Below are 20,767 nucleotides of genomic sequence, written 5' to 3' on the forward strand. Positions count from 1 at the left end.
TAGTGATCATAAAATAATAACTCAATTTTACTTTCACCGCAGTATATGTATTTTTACCGCTTTAATGTTGCAGTTTTTTGTTCCCGATTTAGACTGAGGTTTAACTGACGATTATAAAATAAAAATCTGAGAGCATATGATGATAAAACCAACAATTACAGCTTTGAGCGCGGCAATCGTACTTGCCCTATCGGGCTGCACTGCAATGTCAAATAACGAGCAAATAATGACTCAACAAGTCGTACAAAGTAATCCGCTATTACAAAAGTTTAAAGGTCCATATCAAGGTGTTCCCCAGTTTGACAAAATGGACTTAGCAGATTTAAAGCCCGCTTTAGAGGCAGGTATGGCAGAGCAGCTTGTTGAAATTGAGGCTATTGCAAACAACTCCGATGCACCCACATTTCAAAATACTATTGTTGCTTTAGAAAGAGCAGGTCAAACACTTGACCGTGTTTATACCTACTATGGCATTTGGAGTGCAAATAAATCTAGCCCTGAGCTAAGAGAAATCCGTAGTGAGATGGCGCCAAAACTATCTTCTTTTAACTCCAAGATAACACAAAACAGCAAACTTTTTGAGCGTGTAAAAAGTGTGTACGAAAGTGAAGAATTGAAAAACTTAACGCCAGAAGAACAGCGTATAACTTGGATGACATATAATAGCTTTGCTCGCAACGGCGCTACGCTAACTGGTGAAGCAAAAGCACGCTACACAGAAATAAACCAAGAGCTTGCATCTTTGTATACTCAGTTTTCTGCAAATGTGTTAGCCGATGAAGAAAGTTATGTGGTGTATCTCAAAGAAGAGCAATTATCAGGCTTGCCATCGTCATTTATAGACGCAGCAGCAGAGGCCGCAAAAGAACGTGGTAAAGAGGGGATGTATGCAATTACAAATTCACGCTCTTCTATGGATCCATTTTTAACGTACTCTACAGAGCGAGCTTTAAGAGAACAAGTTTGGAAAAACTATTACAACCGTGGTGGAAATGGTGATGAATATGATAATAATGCAATTATTAAAAATATTCTGACTTTACGTCATGAGCGTGTAAATTTGCTTGGCTATGAAAATTACGCGCAATGGCAGCTTGAATCACGCATGGCAAAAACACCTGCTAATGCGATGGAGTTGATGAATAAAGTATGGCCTGCTGCAACCGCAAGAGTAAAAGAAGAAGTTGGCGATATGCAATCTATTGCAAATAGAGAAGGTGCTGACATAACGATTAAACCTTGGGATTATCGTTTTTATGCTGAGAAAGTTCGTAAAGATAAATATGACTTAGATTCAAATGAAGTGAAGCAGTATTTGCAATTAGATAAACTCAGAGATGCAATGTTTTATGTTGCTGGCAGATTATTTAACTTCGAGTTCATAGAAATTCCCACAGGTGAAGTACCTGTTTTTCACCCAGATGTGAGTGTTTGGGAGGTAAAAGATAAGGTGACTGGTAAGCATATAGGTCTTTGGTATCTTGACCCATTTGCTCGAAAAGGTAAGCGTTCAGGTGCTTGGGCAACCACTTATCGAAGCTATACAACCTTTGATGGTGAAAAAAATGTACTTAGCTCAAATAATTCTAATTTTGTAAAAGGTGCTCAAGGCAAACCGACTCTAATTTCTTGGTCAGATGCTGAAACATACTTTCATGAATTTGGTCATGCTTTGCACTTCTTAGCTGCAGATGTGGTATATCCAAGCTCTCATAATGGCGTTAGAGATTATACCGAGTTTCAATCACAGCTTCTTGAGCGCTGGTTAACAACCGATGAGGTAATCAACAAATTTTTGGTACATCAAGAAACCGGTGAACCTATGCCTAAAGAGTTAATCGCAAAGATAAAAAAATCATCGACTTTTAACCAAGGCTTTGCTACCACAGAATATATGGCGTCGGCAATAATGGATTTACTATATCACAGTACCGATCCCGCACTTATTGACCCTGCTAAGTTTGAAAAAGAGCAGTTAGAAAAGTTGGGTATGCCAAAAGAGTTGGTAATGCGTCATCGCAGTACACATTTTGGTCATGTATTTTCTGGCGAAGGTTATGCTGCTAGTTATTATGGATATCTTTGGGCTGAGGTATTAACTTCTGATGCAGCAGAAGCGTTTGCAAGTGCCCCAGGTGGTTTTTATGACTCAAAAGTTGCTGCGCGCCTAGTCGAGCACCTTTTCTCAGTAAGAAATGCAATTGACCCAGCTGAGGCATATCGGTTGTTTAGAGGTAGAGATGCCGATGTAAGTGCACTAATGCGTGATAGAGGTTTCCCAGTCAAAAATTAATAGCTGAAAACAGAGAGGGCATTGCCCTCTCATACTGTAAAAAGGTTATAAAGCGTTTTACTTTGATGTATTATGACGACATGAATTTAGCTTTTGCAAAAGAAGTCAGTTAAGTTTGTAAAGGGGGTTTACGAAAAGAGTGTTAATCATATAGTTAGTTTTCTTTGAGAATACTAAAATAGTGGTATGCAGTAATTATTTATACTTTATTGTGTTATTTTTAAGCTGGTAAGATGAGTTTGTTATCTACTTAATATTTAAAGATAATTTACTATTTTTTAGTTTTTTTGTATGGTTCTTTTCTTTTATTCTAGTTACTTTGTTTGAGTTTTTTCAATCTGTTTGTTATAAATACTAATACTTTATTAAGACAAAGTTCATTTAGTCGCTACTACTGATAGAGTTTCATGCAAGGATGTTGTGCTTTTTGTTAGCTAGTTTTTATTGAGGAGCGCATCATGGCATTATTTCGTACTTATAGTTTGGATTCAGAGCAACAGCTAACACTGCCTATTACTATTGCTATCACATTATTATTGTTAGCACTGACATTGTTTACCTTTCCAAGCCAAGCGGATGGCGTAAAACACTCGACAGTTAAGCAAACACAATGTAAAAAGAGTGAGTGTGAACAAACGCCTTAGGCATCTTTTTATTGTAGTATATCCATTATGGGCGCAGTCAATGTGTTAAGTAACTTAAAACGTTTTTAACTTGTTACTTTTATAATGAGTTATGTATCGTTATTGATGCACAATGACTGTTTTATAGGCACATCTCTAGTTCCTTTTTGACAACCTATGACACAAAGCATTTAACTTAATTACTTCTTTCAAAAATGAATTAGTCAAATCTTTTCGATAATGGGATAAATAGACTTGTTCATTTATTTCAACTCGGTATAGTTTATTATTCGCCAAAATAAGTATGCACATTACTGAGAATTATCTATGCAATTAGTCGATTTAAACCCTGACGACCCAAGTGTTATTGAAGTATTTTCTGAAATCGACCGACTTATGAACACCTTGTATCCAATCGCCAGTGATCAGTCCTTGAGTCTTGAAGAGCTTCGTAAGCCAAACGTATATGCAGTAGGATTGAAAAATGAGGATGGGATCGTTGCATGCGGGGCAATTGTAAAACAATTTAATAATACTCTGTATGGTGAAATTAAACGACTGTATGTGTGCCCAAGTTACCGAGGTAAAGGTTTATCAAGGCGTATTATGCAAATACTGCTGTATTATGCTGGTGAAGCGCAAATCCCAGTGATCCGTTTAGAAACTGGCAGCCAGCAGACAGAAGCAATTAATTTATATGAGAACTTAGGGTTTAAACGCAGGGCATGTTTTGGTTTTTATCGAGATAACCCATTAAGTGTATTTATGGAACTATCACTTAATTAGGTGGGAAGTTGATAGACGTAACATGTTCATCGCGTCTATCAAATGAGTTGTATATTAAATTACAGCTTTTTACGTCTATGTTGTTGTGTATTAAGTTATTGAAAGTAAGTTTTATTTTAAGGATGAAAGGTTCGGTTAATTTACTTTACAGTGACCGATTCTAGCGGTATCTGCTGCATAAAAATAGTAACTTCGGCCATGGTAAGACCGAATTTTTTAATATAAGAGCGGTTGACAATCGTGCTGTCATTAAATGACCAAATCCAATCATCGAACTCAACTTTATAACTAGTGTCGTCAACGGGTAAGTCCATCGTATACTGCCAACGCATTGCGTTACCATATAAGTTGCCCTCAGCAAGTCCTAAGATATCACCTGCACTGCCTTGTAGCTTATTATTACCTTCTGATGATATTTTCCATACTCGATGAGCCACCCCCTCCCCTACTTCATAATGAAATGTTTCGTCCAATGTTAGTACATTGCTACTATCAATTGAGCCGTCAATATCAACAGTAAAGCGTTGTACAAGATCCCCTGAGCGATTTTGTACAATACCCCACGCCTTAACTTTGCCATTGAAAAATATATAGGGATCAAAAGTTGGAGTGATTGTTTGATACTTATCTGCATTAATACTGGTGCCACATCCACTGATAAGTGTAAGAACGGTTATGAAAGTTATTACTTTGAACATGGTAGTCCTCTATTTTAAGTTCAGTAGCGCTTTGCGCATATTGGGTTCTGATGTACTCTTGGCAAGCCAAATAGCAAAAAATTTTTCTGTAAATAGAGTATCTTCAACTTCACCAATGAAAGAATCTCTTAAGTAAAAGCGGCTTGTACCTTGCTGTGTTCGTTCACCGTACAACTCTGTTCCATCAGTAACATCAGGAAAGATAGCTTGCATTTTATCAAGCCACATGGAAAGTCGTTGTTTGTCTTTAAACCCTTGCTTTTTTATTTCTTCAATCGATCGAGCCGCGATGTCTTCGCCTTTTAAATCACGCAAATAATGCAGTTTAAGCACAAATGGCTGTGATATATCAAATTCTCCGTTTGGCGCATATAAAGTGGCTTTGTACACATCCCAAAACAAATAACTTAGTGTGGGAGAGCCGCCTACAGGTTCGGATGACAAAAGCAGTTTTTGAGATATAGAGGCTTTAGTAAAAGGCGCTAAAAGCAAAAACCCTATTAGTAGTAGCTTGATGTTCATACTTTATCCATAAGTCGTTACACATTTCACTTATACGGCTAAAGTGACATTTTGGATCGAAAATCGAGCTGCTTTTGTAAAGGGGTGTTACAGCTTAATAAATTTATTGAATTGTTCAATAAACCACTTTAATTTTGGATCGTTCTGTCTGGTTTTATGAAAATACAACTTGATTTGATAGTCTGGTATAGCTAGTGGTGGGGCACGTAATACAAGGTTGAGTTGTTGTGCAATTTGTTCTGCATATGCGTTTGGCAACGTAAGCAAGTGATGGGAGTTTTGTAAGTAATATGGGGCAGTTAATACATGTGGTAATGTTATTGCAACTTTTCTGGCTTTTTTCATTTTTGCTAGCATGGTATCTACAATCCCTGTTGTTTCGTTCCACGGTGCGATAAGAATATGTGAGTATGTTAAAAAGTCAGTAATGTTGAGGGTTTGCAGACTGGCTAGTGGGTGCTGTTTAGATAGCGCTGTAACGTATTTATCTTTAAACCATAATAGGTCGACGATACTTTCACTCTTCTCTTGCTGATGAGCAAAACCACAAGCGAAATCAAGAGTATTATCTTGCAAAGCTTCTTGAGGAATCCGTTGTTCCAATGATACAAACCTCAGGTTTACATTAGAAAATGAGGTATTAAAGTTGTGTATTAACGGTTTTAGACACCAAGCAGTGTAGTCGGTTGTCGCTATAGTAAAGGTAGTGTCGTTGTTTATATCAAAAGGCTCAAATGGTTTTAGCCCGTCAGTAAGCTGTTGTATAGCAGGTAATACATTGTGTGCGATTTGCTGAGCGAAAATAGTTGGCTCCATTTTATTTTCAATACGGATAAATAATTCATCACCTAACCTTTGTCTTAGACGTGTAAGAGCGTGACTACAGGCTGATTGACTGAGGTTTAAATCTTGTGCTGTTTTACTGACAGAGGCTGTTTGATATAAAGATGCAAATAGTTTTAGTAGGTTTAAATCTATGTTGGGTAGCATGTATGTATCTCCTGCATCTAGCTGCTGCATAATATGCATTTAATTCATGTTGTATTTTATCATACACTAATGTTTTAAAAGTAAAATGGAAGTAACCATGAGTATTCAAATACGTTCAGCAGAAAAACAAGATGCAGAAACAATACTAAATTTTATTAATGAGTTAGCTATTTATGAAAAAGAACCCGATGCTGTATTAAATACAGTATCAGAGATTGAAGCGAAATTGTTTTGTGAGCACGCTCGCGCACATGCATTGATATGTGAACAAGATGGAGAAGCAATTGGTTTTGCTGTGTATTTCTACAATTATTCTACTTGGTTAGGAAAGCATGGCTTGTACCTCGAAGATTTGTATGTTTCACAAGACAACCGAGGTAATGGGGCTGGTAAAGCAATCATGCAATATTTGGCACGGCAGGCATTAGCTAATGATTGCGGTCGTTTTGAGTGGGTTGTTTTAGATTGGAATAAGCCTGCAATTGAATTTTACGATAATATTGGTGCTAAAGCGCAAAGTGAATGGATAATTTATCGTTTGGCTGGTGATGAGTTAAAATCTTTTGCAGAGCAAGGAAAGTAAGGTTACGAGGTCATATACCTAAAAATGCAGCGATAATTTTATGAGGATATAAGCGCATAGACACGCTTTTGAAGCTTTGGTATTACGTCTGTTTGAAACCATGGATGGTGTTTGAGCCAAGCTTGGTTTCTGGGACTTGGGTGAGGTAATACTATGCGTTCAGGCAAAAGTGTTTGCCACTCTTTAACTTGCTCTGTAAGCGACTTATTTGGCTCCAAATGATAGCGCTGTGCGTGTTGGCCAATGATAATTGTTAGTTCAATATTGTTTAGCTGCGCTAGCAACTTTTGGTGCCATATTTTTGCGCACTCAGGCGGTGGCGGTAAGTCACCGGTTTTCCCTTTACCTGGATAACAAAACCCCATAGGCACAATAGCAAAATAATCTGGATTGTAAAATTGTGCTTCGTTTATATTGAGCCAGCTTCTTAAACGCTTGCCACTGGCATCATTGAATGGCAGTCCTGTGTTGTGAACACTTAGACTCGGCGCTTGACCGGCAATCAGTATTTTTGATTGTTTACTTGCTTGCACTACAGGCCTTGGACCCAAGGGCAGTGAGTGCTCACATATTGTACACATCCTTATTTGGTCAAGTATTTTCATTTGGTTTATCTAAAGCGCTAAAAAACCAAGACTAACACAGCTTTACATCTTGATTCATCATAGCGTGAATAAATCAAAAAATTACTAACTGGATAACTCAAATAGCATTTGCAGTTATATGAGATCAGTATTTTACTGACTAAGTGTTTTTTTGGCTGGTATTTTAGCCAAACAAATACCTCGATGATGCAATTTCGAGTATTTATCGAACTCAGATCATATTTTTACCAACTACACTTAGTAAAAATTTGATCTAAGAGTGCTTAATTCTAAAAATCGTTAGTAAAAATCTGATCCCAATGACTTATAGTTAGTAAAGATCTGATCCCTATGACTTATTGTTAGTAAAAATCTGATCTGAGTACATTATAAGTTAGTAAAAATTTGATCTCTTTAAAAAACAAAAGTTTGTGTTAGTAAAAATCTGATCTCATCAAGCAAAAATAAATAAAATTTGACTCGTTTATATCAATTCAGTTAGTAAAAATTTGATCTCAATAATAACAATACACTAAAGATTGCTTGTCAGAGTCAAAGCAAGTTAGTAAAAACTTGATCTTGTGGATAGGATTGAAGCATTGATAATTCAATTACTATAGTAAGTGTTTGTTTTTATTATATTATGGTTATTTTAAATTCAAAGTGTGAAGAAGAGTAAGTGAGTCGTGAATAATACGAATATTACAATCAAGCTTGGTTAAATCCTGATCTTTATCAACTACTATATTGAAAAGCGTGTTGTAGGCCGCTCTCATCACAGTAAAATGCAGATTGAAACGCAATATAAATGTTAATATCACTTAATAACTACGCTGATATTGCCTTAGTAAAAGCACAAGCCTGTTAGGCTCTAAGTTAGTAAAAAGCTGATCCCATAATGGATCAGCTTTTTATCAAGTTAAAGATTTGACCAATCTAGTTGCATATCCCATACATAGCGGTGTTCTGGCTTTAGTGGTTGTTGCGATTCGTCAACATGCTGTAGCACGTTGAGAGCTTCAACAAGGGTTGCGTCTCGACCAAATAGGTAGCTCTGTTCTTTTACTATGGTCAAATATGCTTTGTTGAGTGCAATTGCGCGTTCAGCTGAAGGAGTAATTAACTCGTATAGGTCTTTGGCACTGGCTACTTTTTGTTTATCAACATGCCCTTCGTCGTTAAACCAGCGCATCAGCATTTCTTTGTTTTGACGGAACTCATCGCCACCGCCAACACGCTCCATATATGTTAAAAACTCTCCTTGTTGCTCGCCTTTGTTTGGCACATCTTGCATTCCTTTTAAATTTATATAACCCCACCCTTTCTCTCCTGTGACTTTTCGGGCAAATGAAAAGGTCTGATCATAGGTTGAGCCAATGGTTTTATGGCAGCCATTGCAAAAAGCTAACTCTTGCTTATGCTGTGGCCTCAGCTTGCCTTGCTTGTCTTCAATATAGCCATTAATTATCCAGCCAAAGGTATTGTTTACTCCCTGATCGCCTAAATAAAGCGTTTGCGGTAAGTTTTCAAACGACTTCTCTTTTGCCTCACGATAATAAGATGATGCTAAAGCTGCATTTGATTTAAATTTGTGCTTTTTCATATAGCGAACTTCTTTCATTCGCGGTGCATTGTAAATCTGGCCATTGTTATCAACTCCGATATACCTTACTGTATGTAAAAATTCAGTACCTTCAGGGTAAAGCTGATAAGCTAGCGTATCTTTGGCATCGCCAACATAATGACTCTGTTTGTTTAGGTGCGAAATTTTACTAAGTTGGCCATCATTGTTCAGGTCGGTCCCAATACGTTGCTCATCTATGGTCGGAGTAGATACGCTTTCAAGTCCTTTTAAAGCGGTTTCAACTAAGCTTAGGTTTGCCAGATATACATCTTGATTGTATACACCTTGGTGTGTTCTAAATGCTTCTGGCAGTCTAATCATTACATCACCCGTCGAGCCATTTGTAGGCCAAAAGGTGCTCGGAAAAGGTTTATAGTTAAATGCCACCCAGCCACTACCATCTTTGGCAAAACCAAGTTTATCAAAGGCTTTTTCTGGATAAGCTAAGTTTTCTATAGGCGTGATTTCACCTTGCCAATCTTCTTTAACTTTTTGCTGCGCAATAAATTCGCTGTAATTGTCTTGATTAACCCATTCTAAAATTTGTTCATTTGAAATGTTTTTAACTAGTTCAGTTCGGTCTATAAATAGGTTTTTCCAGTGGTTTTTTGTGCCTAAATCTGAAAACTCATAGTTACCCTGTAGGTTGCCATCAAACATTTGATTTGGTTTGTTTTTATCACTTTTGTCGGTTTGGTGACAGGCATAACAAGGGTTATTAATGCCGTCTGTTTTTGTATAGCATTGTGGCGGTATGACTGATTCAGCATTATAAACTTCATCATGCTCCATATAGGCTGTAGCGGGAATATCGTCATCGACACTATAAGGCGCATTGTTGGACGAAACATTTTGTTGTGAGAGCTGAAGTTGTGGTTTTTCATCACATCCGATAAGTAAACCAAACGCTAATAAAGCGACAAAAGTAGGGTATTTCATTTTTATGACTTCCATATTTTAGGCAAAAAAAACGGCGGCTCGCATTGAGCGCCGTTTTATTTCAGTGTTGTTATTTAGACTTAGGGTCGTATAACCACAATGTATTATTTTCTTGGAAACCGTCTTCGCCAATAATGATACGGCCATCATTCATAACAATAACGTTGTCAGGTTGAGAAAGCTGATTAACGTCGCAGCGCTCTGCACCGGTTAAGCTAGAGCGATAAGTGGCCCCCATTACAACGGGTTCAATACGTGTTAAGTTGTAGCTGTTATCGATAGATGCGCGGTATACACCACCACAATCTTTCACGCGATTAGAAAGTTGAATATCACCTTCGCCATCAATCATGGTGTTATCAAGATCAGCAATACCAATGTACATATAAGCTTTATCAACGATTTCATTGGCAATAAGGTCTTGACCTGTGACAGCTTCAAGAACACGGTCATGATTGATACTAATGCCTTCGAGCTTACGCCACTCAGCAGTTGCACCTTTCAAACGTGCAGCTTGACGAGATTCTAGGAATGCCACACGGTCATCCATAGGCTTTCCTGCCGTTACTGGACTACCGCCTTCGGCTTCAGTTGGGTAAGTTGCTTTACCGTCTGCCCAAGCCTGTACATCAGCCATAGAAATGTAGCTGGTTTTTCCATCAACAAAATCTGCTGTAGAAATATTGTCGTATTGAGCAACCCAAGTTTCGATGTTGGCATTGCTGCCCGTTGCAAGTTCTACCCATTCAATATCAAAACCAGTAACCGCAGGGTCATTAAGGCCTTCATCTTGTTTTAATTTAGCACCATAAAGTGTTCCTGAACTCAAATCTTCTGGTTGGTCTGCAATAAACTTAAATAGTACACCACCGGTGTCATCTTGAGATGAGTAAACAGTACGTCGGTCAGGCATAACGACTGAGTTTTCATGCTCATAACGTCCAATGGTGAAGTGTTTCACCACATCAGGTGATTCAGTTGTTGGATTTTTTATTTCAGCAATATAACCGTAGCGATACGGGTTAGGGAAATCTGGAGATACTAATGCTTCAATACCGTCTGTGCGGGTATTTGCAGGGTCGTTCCAGCTCGCATCAGTGGTTGTATCAACCCTTGAGTTAACAATCCACTCTTCAGATGTAAGAGGTGTGCCCCAAGGAGATACTGAACCAAAGCAGTTAGCCGCTGTGCCTTGAACTGAATCAAAGTCGACCATCATAGCTTCTGTAACAGACCATGTGCCCTTGGTATCTTTGCTCATTTTCAAGCGACTCATACCACCTGGGTATGATTCCCAGTTAGTGAATAAGAATCCTTCATTGTCAGAAGTTGCAATAAAACCGTTAAAGTCAGGGTTATCGTTTTTAATTATTTCTTGCTTTGAATTGATACCGTAATGCACACCAAGTCCACCTGCAAGACCGTTTTCTCCAAGGTCAGAAAATATATCGCCTGTTTGGCCTAGTACTTGGTATTGTCCAATTGCAGACATAACAATTTGTGTTTCTTCTGTAGATTTAGGTACTGGTGAGTTCACAATATTGCTAGGTAGGTTGTTAAAATCAACACCTGTTAATACGCCCACAGTCCCTTTATTAAACATTTTGCCATTTATTTCAACTGAATTGCTATCGGCTGGATGTTGAACGTTAAAGAAGAGATCGCCTTTTTGAGTTAGAAATAGACCAGTAACTTCCGCACCATTTGGTACAGTTGCAATACGCACCAGACCAGCGCCAGCGCTTTTTCCGTCTTGACCGTCTGCGCCATCGTTACCATTGTTACCATTGTTACCGTCTTGACCATCTACGCCGTTATTACCATTTTGACCGTCGCTCCCAGATAAACCCTGCTCACCTTGGGCGCCCTGCTCGCCTTTAAGACCCTGCGCTCCATCATCACCATCACATGCTGTGAGCGCAAGTGTGACGGCACATGCGATCAAAGAATAGGCTAAACGTTTCATATTGTTACTCCAGTTTACAATTTCTAATTGTTGTTAAGGAGGCAATAGCTTGGTTTGTAGGTGTTACAGGCACCTGACAGTAATGTTATAATTTTTATACAGTTATAAGACGTATTGTATTTTTAAAAAACAAACAAGTCATAAAACTGTAAAGGGGGTTTACAAGTCGGATTGATTATCTTATTGAATATCATTATGTTGAACATAGATTAGTTGCTCTACGGCATAATCATATTGTTGCACAGTTTGAACAAAGTCATCAATGATTGACTGTTCAACAGTTGGTGTGCGAGCCAATAGCCACAAATATTCTTTATTGTAACTAGTAACATAAGCATATTGATAATCTTCTTTGTCTAGCTTAAAAACCACGTAGGACCCATAAAAAGGACCGAAAAACGATACTTTTAAGTGACCTTCGTTAGGACTGCTTACAAATTTTGCGGTCCCGTTAGCTTGTTGCCATTGGTTATCTTGTGTGTTGTAACCTCTATTGATTACTTTGATTGAACCGTCTGAATTGAGTGAATAAGTAGCTGTTACGTTAGTCAGATCTTTTTCAAAGCTATGGTTAAGCCGAGCGATTTCATACCACTTTCCTTTATATTGGTCTAATTCAAAATTAGAGACTGGTTTAATGTTAGTTGGTAAACCTGTGCATGCTGTTAGCAAAGTGATGAATGAGAACAGCAGAGTAAGATGCTTCATGTTAGCCTTATGATTATTTTATCTAAATAATAGTAGGTTACGAGAGTAAGAACCGTTAAGATCAACTTTATACTAAGTTATGAAAGAGGTGAATTTAGAGTATGAAAATTTGGGTCGATGCGGATGCTTGTCCAGCCGTTATTAAAGAGATTATATTTCGTGCTGCTGAGCGCACGCAAACAACTACGACATTAGTTGCTAATCACGCTATGCGAGTGCCTGCCACTAAATATGTAAGCCTTTTACAAGTAAATAAAGGGTTTGATATTGCAGACAATGAGATTGTAAAGCGTGTTGAAGCAGGTGATGTGGTGATAACGGCTGATATTCCTTTAGCTGCTGAAGTGGTTGATTTAGGTGTGTTAGCTATTAACCCTAGAGGTGAGGAATATACTAAGCATAATATAAAGTCTATTTTAAATATGCGTGATTTTATGGATACCATGCGCAGCAGTGGCGTCGAAATGAGTGGTGGGCCTGCTAAGCTTTCAAGCGCCGATAAGCAAGCATTTGGAAATGCGCTTGACCGTGTACTTAGACAAGCCAAGTCATGAAAATACTAACTAATGGGTTTGGTCAAACTCAAGGGTTGGTAGCTATTTATATTGAACACTGTCCTCCTATGCAAGAGTACAAAAAACTAAAATCAATTCATAGCCTTAGCATTGGTGAAGTGAATATGATAAACCAAGCATCAGGGAATGGTTGGCGAAAAATTTTTAATGTTTACGCTAAAATATTAGGGCAACTACGCCATTCAGATCATAATTTTACTAGCTATGATAGCTGGCAAGATTATCGTGATAAGTGCTTGTTACAGAGTCATAGTCAAGAGGCATTGTTATTTAGCCCACCACAGTTGGGTGATGACAATTATCGTTACCATGTTATTGCTGGGCGTACTTATGCTAAACAGTTACTTAGAGATCATATTTTTACTAACTCACTAGTATGGTTAGATGAGGAGTTTGCAGTTGATAAAAGGCATAATTTAGTCGTATGTCCATTCTTGGATTATCGGCAGTTAAGCAACATAAAAATCAGTAAATTATGTGACATATTAAGCGCTCTACACTAACCTAAATAGTACTCATAAGAGTCGTTGCTAGGGATGCAATAAGGAATGAAAATACTCGTGGTTGATGATATGCCACTGATGCGCCATGTTATGTTAAACATGCTACGCCGCTTGGAATATACAGATGTTAGTGAAGCAACTGATGGTGAACAGGCCATTGAGTTACTACAAGCTACAAAGTTTGATTTATTAATCACAGACTTAAATATGCCAAAAATGAATGGGCAGGAGCTAATTGATAAAATAAGAGCTGAGTTAAAGCAGGCTAACTTAGCGGTTTTAGTCGTGACATGCGATGATAATAAACAAACTGTACTTAACTTAATTTCGGCACAAATTGACGGCATGATGGTTAAGCCTTTTACTCTAAACACCTTAAAACGACAGTTACAACTTGTTTTTAGTCGGCGCGACAAACCACCCCAGTAAACCCTAATGCTTTGAAGTAGTAATGAGGTGTAGCAAAGCCAGTTTGTTCAAGCAATTCAGCTAAACGCATCCTATCTAGCGGATAAAACTCGTTATGTAAATTGTAACGCATACGCTGCTCCCCTACTTCGGTTAAACCTAGTTGTCGACATGCTAATAGCTGAGATTCACGTTCAAACTCTGTTTCTGGTGCCATGAGGTCGGCTAAAAATAAAGGAGCTCTGTTAGGCAGTTGCGCGCGAATAGTGTTGAGCAAATCTTGCTTCTCCCCGCTATCAGACAAAAAGTGTAATACTAGCAAGCAAAGTGCTGCATCTATATGTTCACTACATGATGTGATAGCACCCTGCATAATAGTTACTCTGGCGCTTAAGCCTAAGTTAGTAAAATTTTGTTCTGCAATAGCAAGCATATCTTCAGAAATATCTTGCGCAATAAAGTGCCAGTGAGGGTTTAGTTGCGCAAGAGTTATAATATCTTTACCCGTCCCAGCTCCTACAACTAAAATTTTTGCTTCATCGGGTAGTAGCGTTTTTAATTGTGCCGCAGTTAAGTCGTGCAGCAGATCATACCCAGGAATGAGTCGAGTAATTCGTTGTTCGTAATTTTGCGCTTCATCTGCTTTAAAAGTTGGCATTAAGTTTGCCCTTTAATTTGAATATTTGAGTAGCCACCGGGCTGCTTTTTAACGTGTATTTGTGTTGCTACACGCTCAGTCATTTCGCTGACGTGTGAGATCACACCGACTTTGCGACCTTGTGCTTGCAATGAGTCTAGTGCATCTAGCGCTACACTCAAGGTTTCTGGGTCTAAGGTGCCAAAACCTTCATCAATAAACAATGAGTTGATCTGTACTTTATTTGCTGACAGAGATGCTAAACCAAGTGCCAAAGCCAATGAAACAAGAAAAGATTCGCCACCGGATAGGGTATTAACTGAACGTTGTTCGTCGGCCATATCCCGGTCAATAATTGCGATATTAAGCGAATGACCAATTATTGCTAGTTGATAGCGTTTAGAGAGACTTGCTAAGTGTTGATTGGCATATTGTAGGAGAATTCTTAATGTTTGTGTTTGCGCTATGTTACGTAGCTTTTTACCCGTGGCATCTCCTAATAGCTTATCGAGTAAATACCAATGCTCATATTCGCTCTGGACTTGCGTTAGTTTTGATTGTTGCTCAGTGCGCTTTGCCAAATTCTGTTTATGTTGTTGTAACGCAGTACTACATTCTAGCCAGCGTGATTGCGTTAGCTCAATTTGCTCTATTACTTGTTTTAAAGCGGCTTCTACTTCGGCTTGAGAGCTTTTTGTTCTGGCCTGTGAAGTATGTTGGTCCATTTCCTCTTGCAAGTGATTGAATCGCGCCAGTGCTTGAGCATACTGATGCTGTTGCTGTTGGTTATCAGCTAGAATTTGCTCGTATTCTGAAAATGGCTTAGATAGTAATTGTTTGACTAAGTGTGTATCCAGCTCTGGGTAATGTTGTTGTTGCGATTGTAGCCATTTATCAAAGCGCTGTGTCACCTTAGCCTGCTGCTCTTCATTGTCACTTATTTGTACTTGTAAATGATTGAGCTTGATTGCTTGCTGGTGCTTTTCGTGCTCTATGTGTGTGAGCTGCGCCTTAGCATCATTTAATTGTTGGGTTGTCTGTTCACATTGGCTTTGTAGTGACTCGAACCAATCGTCAACACTGTGCTCAAGCGCTAAAAGGGCGGCACGTTGTTCATCAAGCGTCACGAGTGTATTTTGATGTTGTTTGAGTTGAATTTGCAACTTGTCGAGCTGATTTTTATGCTGATTATGGTTTTGCTCACTATGGCTAAATTGTGATTGCAGCTGTTGTTGAGTATGTTGTAGTTCGATTAATCTCTTTTGCCCGTTATCGTATTGTTTCACCTGCTCAGAAAGTGACTCAATGGCTACCTGTGCGTTTTGTGTATAACTTTGCCACCACGCCTCATCTGGAAAAAGCTGCTGTGCTTTTTGTTGCTGTTGCAACATCGCTTGTTGGGTTGTTTGTTGCTGCTGTTCAGTGGTGGCAATAAGGCTGTTTAAATGCGCTATTTGTTGCTGTATTTGCGCATGTTGTTGGCGTGAATTGTTGAGTGTTTGTTGCATCTCTTTTAAGGCTTGCCACACTCGTTGCTGTTGCTTACTCAATTCGCTGTATTGAGTTAAACCTTGCTCAATCTTGCTTAATTGCTGCTGTGCATCGTTAGCATCAATATCGTGCTCATAGCCGAGTGATTGCAATTGTGTATTGAGCTTATGTTGTTGCTCTTTGAGTTGTGCTTGTCGCTGTAACGATACTTGTAATTGAGCATTTGCTTGCTCCTGAGCCACCACCTGTTCATTGTATCGTTGTTGTGATTGTTGTTGAGCTAGTGCTGCTTTTTGTTGTTGTTCTGAGAAGTCGGTTATTAACGTTTGCCAGTGATCATCGATATGTTCAACACCATATGGGTGTTCTGTGGCACCACACACCACACATTCTTCACCTGCACTGAGCTGTGCGCGCAGTGCACTAATGCTATCACTGGCTCGCAGCTGTACTTGTGTTAGGTTGTCTTGAGTGAGTTGTGCACGCTGTTTGTGCAATTCAACCTGCTGTTGAGTATCTTGTAATTGCAACTTGAGTGTTTGCTGCTGATGACGGTATTTGTCAAGGCTGGCGGTTAATTGCAATAATTCGTGCTCGCATTTTTGGTTTTCTTGCGAGACGTTAAGAGCCGATTTTAAGTTGTAGTGCTGCTTTTGCAATGTTTCATAATCTAGCACTTCAAGTTGCTGCTGCAGTGTTTGTTGCTGTTGCTCTAGCTCTGATAACTGATGTGTTTGATGTTTAATTTGAGTCTCTAAAGGAGCCACTTTTTGTGTTAGTTCGTGATGTGTTACAGATTGCTCTTGACGTTGTTTTTGATCATGGCCAATGCGCAAAGTACAGTCATTAATATCTTCAAATAGACGTGCTAACTGTGACCAATTTTCATAGGCTGAAGCAAATCTTGCTTGTTGTTCAAGTTGAGACTCAAGTGCAGCTTGGGCTACTTTATTTTCAGTCAGCTGGGTATCTTGGTTTTGCAGCTCAACATGGCTTTTTTCATATTGAGCTTGGGCGATATTTCGTTGTTTTGTATTATCTGATAGTTGCTGTTGTGCAACTAAACGCTGGTTATCTAGTTTGCGTACTTGCTTTATTTTAGGTTCATGTTCTAGCAGTTGCTCGGTTGCTTGTTGCTGAGCTATTTGAACCGTTGATAAGTGTGCTTGTAGGGTAATTAATTGTTGTTCATAATCTTGTTTAGCCAATTGTGCATGCTGTTGTTTGTATTGACCATGCTGGTAATTAAGAGAATCTACTTGCTGGCGATTATCAGCTATTTGTTGAACTTGCTGTGCCAATTGAGCTTGCTTAACAGCTGAAGCTTGCGTTTGCAATTGTGCTTCAACCTGTTGGAGTTGTTGCTGATAGTGTTGGCACTTTTGTTGTTGTTGTTGGGCAATATCAAGCCATTGAATATCGAGTTGGTAGGCGTTACTTTGTGTTTTTAATTGGCTCAGTTGATTTTCATTATCGGCTAATTTGGTGTTTAATATCTTTAAGTCGTCATCGGATAATAGCTGATAACTAGCCAGAGTTTGTTGTAATTGTTCAAGTGTCGCTTTCTTTTCTTTGTGGCGCTCAAAAATAGTTTGTCCTAAGCGGCTAAATTTATCTGTACCAGTTAGGCATTCAAGCAGCTGGGCTCTCTCATCGGCACTGGCTTTTAAAAAGGCTGCAAATTCGTGTTGAGCAAGCAATGCCGCACGAGTGAACTGCTCGAAACTTAGGCCAATTAATTGCTCGACTTTATTGATAGTTGCACTGCTAGATTGCGTGATGAGTGATTCATCGCTAACGCGAATAAGCTGGTGCTCAGGCCTTTTTAATTTTCCATCGATCTTTTTTCTAGCACGCTCAATTTTCCAGCGAGCAATATAACGCTCACCATCTTGACCGATAAACTGCACTTCAGCGTGACCTTGTGCACACCCTCTGCGCAATAAATTTCGAGGATCATTGAGTTTTATCTCATCCCCATTAAATGCAACGGTATTTTTTAAGTCATTTTTTAGGCGCGCTGTTTTTGCGTATAGCGCTAAACATATGCCATCTAGCAAGGTGCTTTTGCCAGCTCCCGTATCGCCTGTGATAGCAAAAAGTCCGCTATGACTCAATGGTGCTTGCTCAAAATCTACTTCGGCTGTGGTTAAAGATGCAAGGTTTTTTATGCCTAGACTAAGTAACTTCATATGTTTGCTTCTTCATCCATTGAATTAATAACAAGTGCTAAACAGTCTTTTACTTCATCAGGCACTGCTTCATCAGTATTTACCTGTTGAGAAAAAGCCAATGAAAGTAACGTCATAGGGTCTAGTTGTTCAATGTTACCCAAATCACTAAAGTGTGGTTCATCGTTTGTTTGCTGTTGGTTTACTCTTTCAATACCACAAAATAATACCGGTTTATCAGCGAGGGCTTCATCAATAGCGGTACGAAACTGACTACTTGTTTCACTGGCATTTAAGCGCAGGCGAATATAACAGGGTGCTTCTTCAGGGTTGAATGTGAGTGCATTTACAAGCTCACACAAATGATTAAGAGTTGTCCCGCCTTTTTCTGGAAGCAGTATCAGTTGTTGGTGACGGGGCACGTAAAGGGGCTTTACAGCTGTTAGTTTTTTACCTTCAAACTCTGCGATTAATACTTGGTGTTGGTAATTTTTCTCTGAAAAAGACATCGGCAATGGTGTGCCGCTATAGCGAATGTGTTCGCTTTTTGCAACGCATTGTGCTTTGTGCAAATGCCCCAATGCTACATAATCAGCACTTTGGCTGAAGATATTTGCGTTAATGGCTTCAAAGCCACCAATGGAAATATTTCTTTCTGAGTCGCTAGAAATATCCCCTCCTTTAGCGTGTAAATGTCCCATCAAGATAAGAGGCGCTTGTGTTGCTAAAGGCTTTGCATGATCTAGTGCTTGTTGATAAGCCTGCGCAACGGCTTGTTGATAGCTTGTATCAGCTGTCATCGTTATATCTGCGGCTCTTAAAAATGGCATTGCAACGACATGCGCTGTGCCATTTTTAGTTGTTATAGATTTAACGACTTGCTCTGGGGCGTGTTTATTGAAGCGACCAACAACATGTGTATCACACAACTGCAAAAGCGGCTTTGCTGTTTCAATACGATTAGCTGAATCGTGGTTACCTGCAATGATCACAATGTGTAAGTTGGGGCAAAACTGTTTAGCTTGTTTGATAAAGCTATAAAGCTGTTGCTCTGCGCTTGCTGGGGGCGTAGCTGTATGATAGATATCACCTGCAATGAGCAATAAGTCAATACTTTGCGTTTGCAATATATTGATAAGCCAATCTAAAAATACTTGTTGCTCTTGCGCGCGGCTGTGTTCATAAAACTGTTGGCCCAGATGCCAATCAGATGTATGCAATACTTTCATTCAGCGTTTCCTTGATGGTAGAAACGCTAATATATCATTGTCGGTGTGCTTGGTTAACGGCTTATTTGCATCCAAGCAAAAAGAATTATAGGTAAAACAAGTAATAGCAATAAAGCAGGCGCTTTAAAAGCTTTTACTTGCTTGGTTTGCAAACGTTTTAAAGCCGACTTCTCATTACATGCTGCTACTTTATCAACATAAAAATAGCCATCATCTAAGTATTCTTTGCAATTTTGCTCATCCGCTGGAATGGCAACAAGTTTCTCTTGTTTTTTTAGGATGTAAAAATCCATACTGCTCACCACATTTCTTTTTGCTAAACGGGTTTATTTATACGAGCAAAAGTGAGGCCAACTTTTTATGGCATTTTTGCACGAAATAAAAAAGTGCGCGATTTTAAAGACAAATCCACTCAAATATCAACAAAAAAAAGTGTTTTTTTTATTTATTTATAAAATAGAGACAATAATTGAGAAAAATATCAGGTTGGCACGCCAATTTATAGGCGCTTTGAAGCTAATGAGCATTTATTTTCATATATTTTATTGTATTTAGATATAAGAAGGGGAGTGAGTTTTTTTTGCAATTACGTGATAATGCAGCGCTTATAGCGGTTGCAAATAGGCTTTGATTATTGTTCTAAGGGTAATAATTGGGGTTAAATGAGCTTGCAAATTTCATATCCATACACAGTTGCAAGATGATTGACTGTGACCTATGGTTTAATAACATTCGCCACTGATTGGCAGGGATAATAATGTTACAACTCAATGCACAAGTGTGCTCATATAGTAGTACTATGATCCAGCAAAAAATAAAAGGTATTATATTTGATTTAGATGGCACCTTGGTGAGTTCTGAACTGGATTTTCAGTTGATCAGAGCTCAAGTAGGTTGTCCTCGAGAGCAAGACTTGCTCGAATTTATTGCACAACTTCCATCTCCCTATATGCGCCAAGAAGCGATGAACATTGTTCATCAGCATGAAATGTTAGATGCACAAAACGCGCAACTCTTACCTGGTGTGTCGCACTGTCTTAAACGTTTAAGCGATATGCAGATACCGATGGCAATTGTGACACGAAACTTTAGCCGTGCTGCAAAGCTTAAAATTGAACAGTGCAATGTACCGATTTCATTGGTTTTAACACGTGACGATGCGCCTGCTAAACCAGATCCTAGTGGCTTACTTGATATCGCCAAACAGTGGCAGTTGTCGCCTCCTCATTGTATGTATGTTGGTGATTATTTGTATGATATTCAGGCGGCTCACAATGCTAAAATGCGCTCGTGCTTGTATGTGCCTGAAGACATGCCACACTTCGCAAGTGAGTCACACCACATAATACGCAATTTCGATGAACTTCCTGAGCTTGTAAAGGCTTTTACCTAGGTGACAATAGCAATCCCATCAAACGCTAGCCCAATGGCTCGAGT

The 20,767-nt window shown here is 38.9% G+C and carries 19 protein-coding genes; 8 read left to right on the top strand and 11 right to left on the bottom strand.

Annotated elements, in window-relative coordinates; translation table 11 throughout:
• The first annotated feature begins 139 nt into the window (after positions 1–139).
• The 3 genes from OCI93_RS16315 to OCI93_RS16325 all read left to right on the top strand — a co-directional run bounded on the left by OCI93_RS16315 (position 140) and on the right by OCI93_RS16325 (position 3,702).
• Positions 140–2,293: a M3 family metallopeptidase gene (locus tag OCI93_RS16315; RefSeq protein ID WP_261594511.1), complete on the top strand. Its 2,154-nt coding sequence runs from the start codon at positions 140–142 to the stop codon at positions 2,291–2,293.
• Positions 2,294–2,751: 458 nt separating this feature from the next.
• On the top strand, positions 2,752–2,937 hold the full coding sequence (locus OCI93_RS16320) for a hypothetical protein (RefSeq protein WP_261594486.1): 186 nt from the start codon (positions 2,752–2,754) through the stop codon (positions 2,935–2,937).
• 306 nt (positions 2,938–3,243) lie between these two features.
• Complete coding sequence (locus tag OCI93_RS16325) at positions 3,244–3,702, top strand: GNAT family N-acetyltransferase (RefSeq protein WP_261594485.1); 459 nt, start codon at positions 3,244–3,246, stop codon at positions 3,700–3,702.
• 140 nt (positions 3,703–3,842) lie between these two features.
• Here OCI93_RS16325 and OCI93_RS16330 read toward each other — a convergent pair whose 3' ends face one another.
• The 3 genes from OCI93_RS16330 to OCI93_RS16340 all read right to left on the bottom strand — a co-directional run bounded on the left by OCI93_RS16330 (position 3,843) and on the right by OCI93_RS16340 (position 5,951).
• Positions 3,843–4,400 (bottom strand): DUF3833 domain-containing protein, encoded by a 558-nt coding sequence (locus tag OCI93_RS16330; RefSeq protein WP_261594484.1) that lies wholly within the window; start codon positions 4,398–4,400, stop codon positions 3,843–3,845.
• Between the two features lie 9 nt (positions 4,401–4,409).
• On the bottom strand, positions 4,410–4,922 hold the full coding sequence (locus OCI93_RS16335) for a chalcone isomerase family protein (RefSeq protein ID WP_261594483.1): 513 nt from the start codon (positions 4,920–4,922) through the stop codon (positions 4,410–4,412).
• An 87-nt stretch (positions 4,923–5,009) separates the two neighbouring features.
• Positions 5,010–5,951: a LysR family transcriptional regulator gene (locus OCI93_RS16340; RefSeq protein WP_261594482.1), complete on the bottom strand. Its 942-nt coding sequence runs from the start codon at positions 5,949–5,951 to the stop codon at positions 5,010–5,012.
• Between the two features lie 58 nt (positions 5,952–6,009).
• Here OCI93_RS16340 and OCI93_RS16345 point away from each other — a divergent pair, with 58 nt between their 5' ends.
• Positions 6,010–6,495, top strand: a complete 486-nt coding sequence (locus OCI93_RS16345) for a GNAT family N-acetyltransferase (protein WP_261594481.1) — start codon at positions 6,010–6,012, stop codon at positions 6,493–6,495.
• Positions 6,496–6,533: 38 nt separating this feature from the next.
• On the opposite strand, the gene OCI93_RS16350 is transcribed toward OCI93_RS16345, so the two are convergent.
• The 4 genes from OCI93_RS16350 to OCI93_RS16365 form a co-directional block, all read right to left on the bottom strand.
• On the bottom strand, positions 6,534–7,109 hold the full coding sequence (locus tag OCI93_RS16350) for a uracil-DNA glycosylase family protein (RefSeq protein ID WP_261626856.1): 576 nt from the start codon (positions 7,107–7,109) through the stop codon (positions 6,534–6,536).
• An 889-nt stretch (positions 7,110–7,998) separates the two neighbouring features.
• Complete coding sequence (locus OCI93_RS16355; RefSeq protein ID WP_261626834.1) at positions 7,999–9,642, bottom strand: hypothetical protein; 1,644 nt, start codon at positions 9,640–9,642, stop codon at positions 7,999–8,001.
• A gap of 70 nt (positions 9,643–9,712) precedes the next feature.
• A complete protein-coding gene (locus OCI93_RS16360) occupies positions 9,713–11,608 on the bottom strand; it encodes a PhoX family protein (protein WP_261594479.1) in 1,896 nt (631 codons plus the stop codon).
• 180 nt (positions 11,609–11,788) lie between these two features.
• A complete protein-coding gene (locus OCI93_RS16365; protein ID WP_261594478.1) occupies positions 11,789–12,316 on the bottom strand; it encodes a lipocalin family protein in 528 nt (175 codons plus the stop codon).
• 101 nt (positions 12,317–12,417) lie between these two features.
• Here OCI93_RS16365 and OCI93_RS16370 point away from each other — a divergent pair, with 101 nt between their 5' ends.
• From OCI93_RS16370 to OCI93_RS16380, 3 genes are read left to right on the top strand one after another with little or no spacing between them, the layout of a single operon-like run.
• Positions 12,418–12,870, top strand: coding sequence for a YaiI/YqxD family protein (locus OCI93_RS16370; RefSeq protein WP_261594477.1), 453 nt, complete (start codon positions 12,418–12,420; stop codon positions 12,868–12,870).
• Entirely contained in the window at positions 12,867–13,394 is a 528-nt protein-coding gene (locus tag OCI93_RS16375) for a DUF6942 family protein (protein WP_261594476.1), read from the top strand. Before OCI93_RS16370 ends, OCI93_RS16375 begins: the two co-directional genes overlap by 4 nt.
• Before the next feature lie 45 nt (positions 13,395–13,439).
• Entirely contained in the window at positions 13,440–13,823 is a 384-nt protein-coding gene (locus OCI93_RS16380; protein WP_261594475.1) for a response regulator, read from the top strand.
• Here OCI93_RS16380 and OCI93_RS16385 read toward each other — a convergent pair.
• Genes OCI93_RS16385 through OCI93_RS16400 form a run of 4 tightly spaced genes read right to left on the bottom strand, consistent with a single transcriptional unit; the run spans position 13,795 to position 19,623 of the window.
• Positions 13,795–14,460, bottom strand: coding sequence for a class I SAM-dependent methyltransferase (locus OCI93_RS16385; RefSeq protein WP_261594474.1), 666 nt, complete (start codon positions 14,458–14,460; stop codon positions 13,795–13,797). The two genes, OCI93_RS16380 and OCI93_RS16385, sit on opposite strands and share 29 nt — an antisense overlap.
• Complete coding sequence (locus OCI93_RS16390; protein ID WP_261626835.1) at positions 14,460–18,122, bottom strand: SbcC/MukB-like Walker B domain-containing protein; 3,663 nt, start codon at positions 18,120–18,122, stop codon at positions 14,460–14,462. Before OCI93_RS16390 ends, OCI93_RS16385 begins: the two co-directional genes overlap by 1 nt.
• The gene (locus OCI93_RS16395) at positions 18,119–19,330 is read right to left on the bottom strand and encodes an exonuclease SbcCD subunit D C-terminal domain-containing protein (RefSeq protein ID WP_261626836.1); all 1,212 of its coding nucleotides are present in this window, start codon (positions 19,328–19,330) and stop codon (positions 18,119–18,121) included. The genes OCI93_RS16390 and OCI93_RS16395 overlap by 4 nt, the downstream gene beginning before the upstream one ends.
• A 53-nt stretch (positions 19,331–19,383) precedes the next feature.
• Entirely contained in the window at positions 19,384–19,623 is a 240-nt protein-coding gene (locus OCI93_RS16400; RefSeq protein WP_261594471.1) for a hypothetical protein, read from the bottom strand.
• A gap of 464 nt (positions 19,624–20,087) precedes the next feature.
• On the opposite strand from OCI93_RS16400, the gene OCI93_RS16405 reads away from it, so the two are divergent.
• Positions 20,088–20,723: an HAD family hydrolase gene (locus OCI93_RS16405; RefSeq protein WP_410007641.1), complete on the top strand. Its 636-nt coding sequence runs from the start codon at positions 20,088–20,090 to the stop codon at positions 20,721–20,723.
• Positions 20,724–20,767: the final 44 nt, after the last annotated feature.

This window comes from Pseudoalteromonas holothuriae (assembly GCF_945859825.1).
Taxonomy (GTDB): Bacteria; Pseudomonadota; Gammaproteobacteria; order Enterobacterales; family Alteromonadaceae; genus Pseudoalteromonas; species Pseudoalteromonas holothuriae.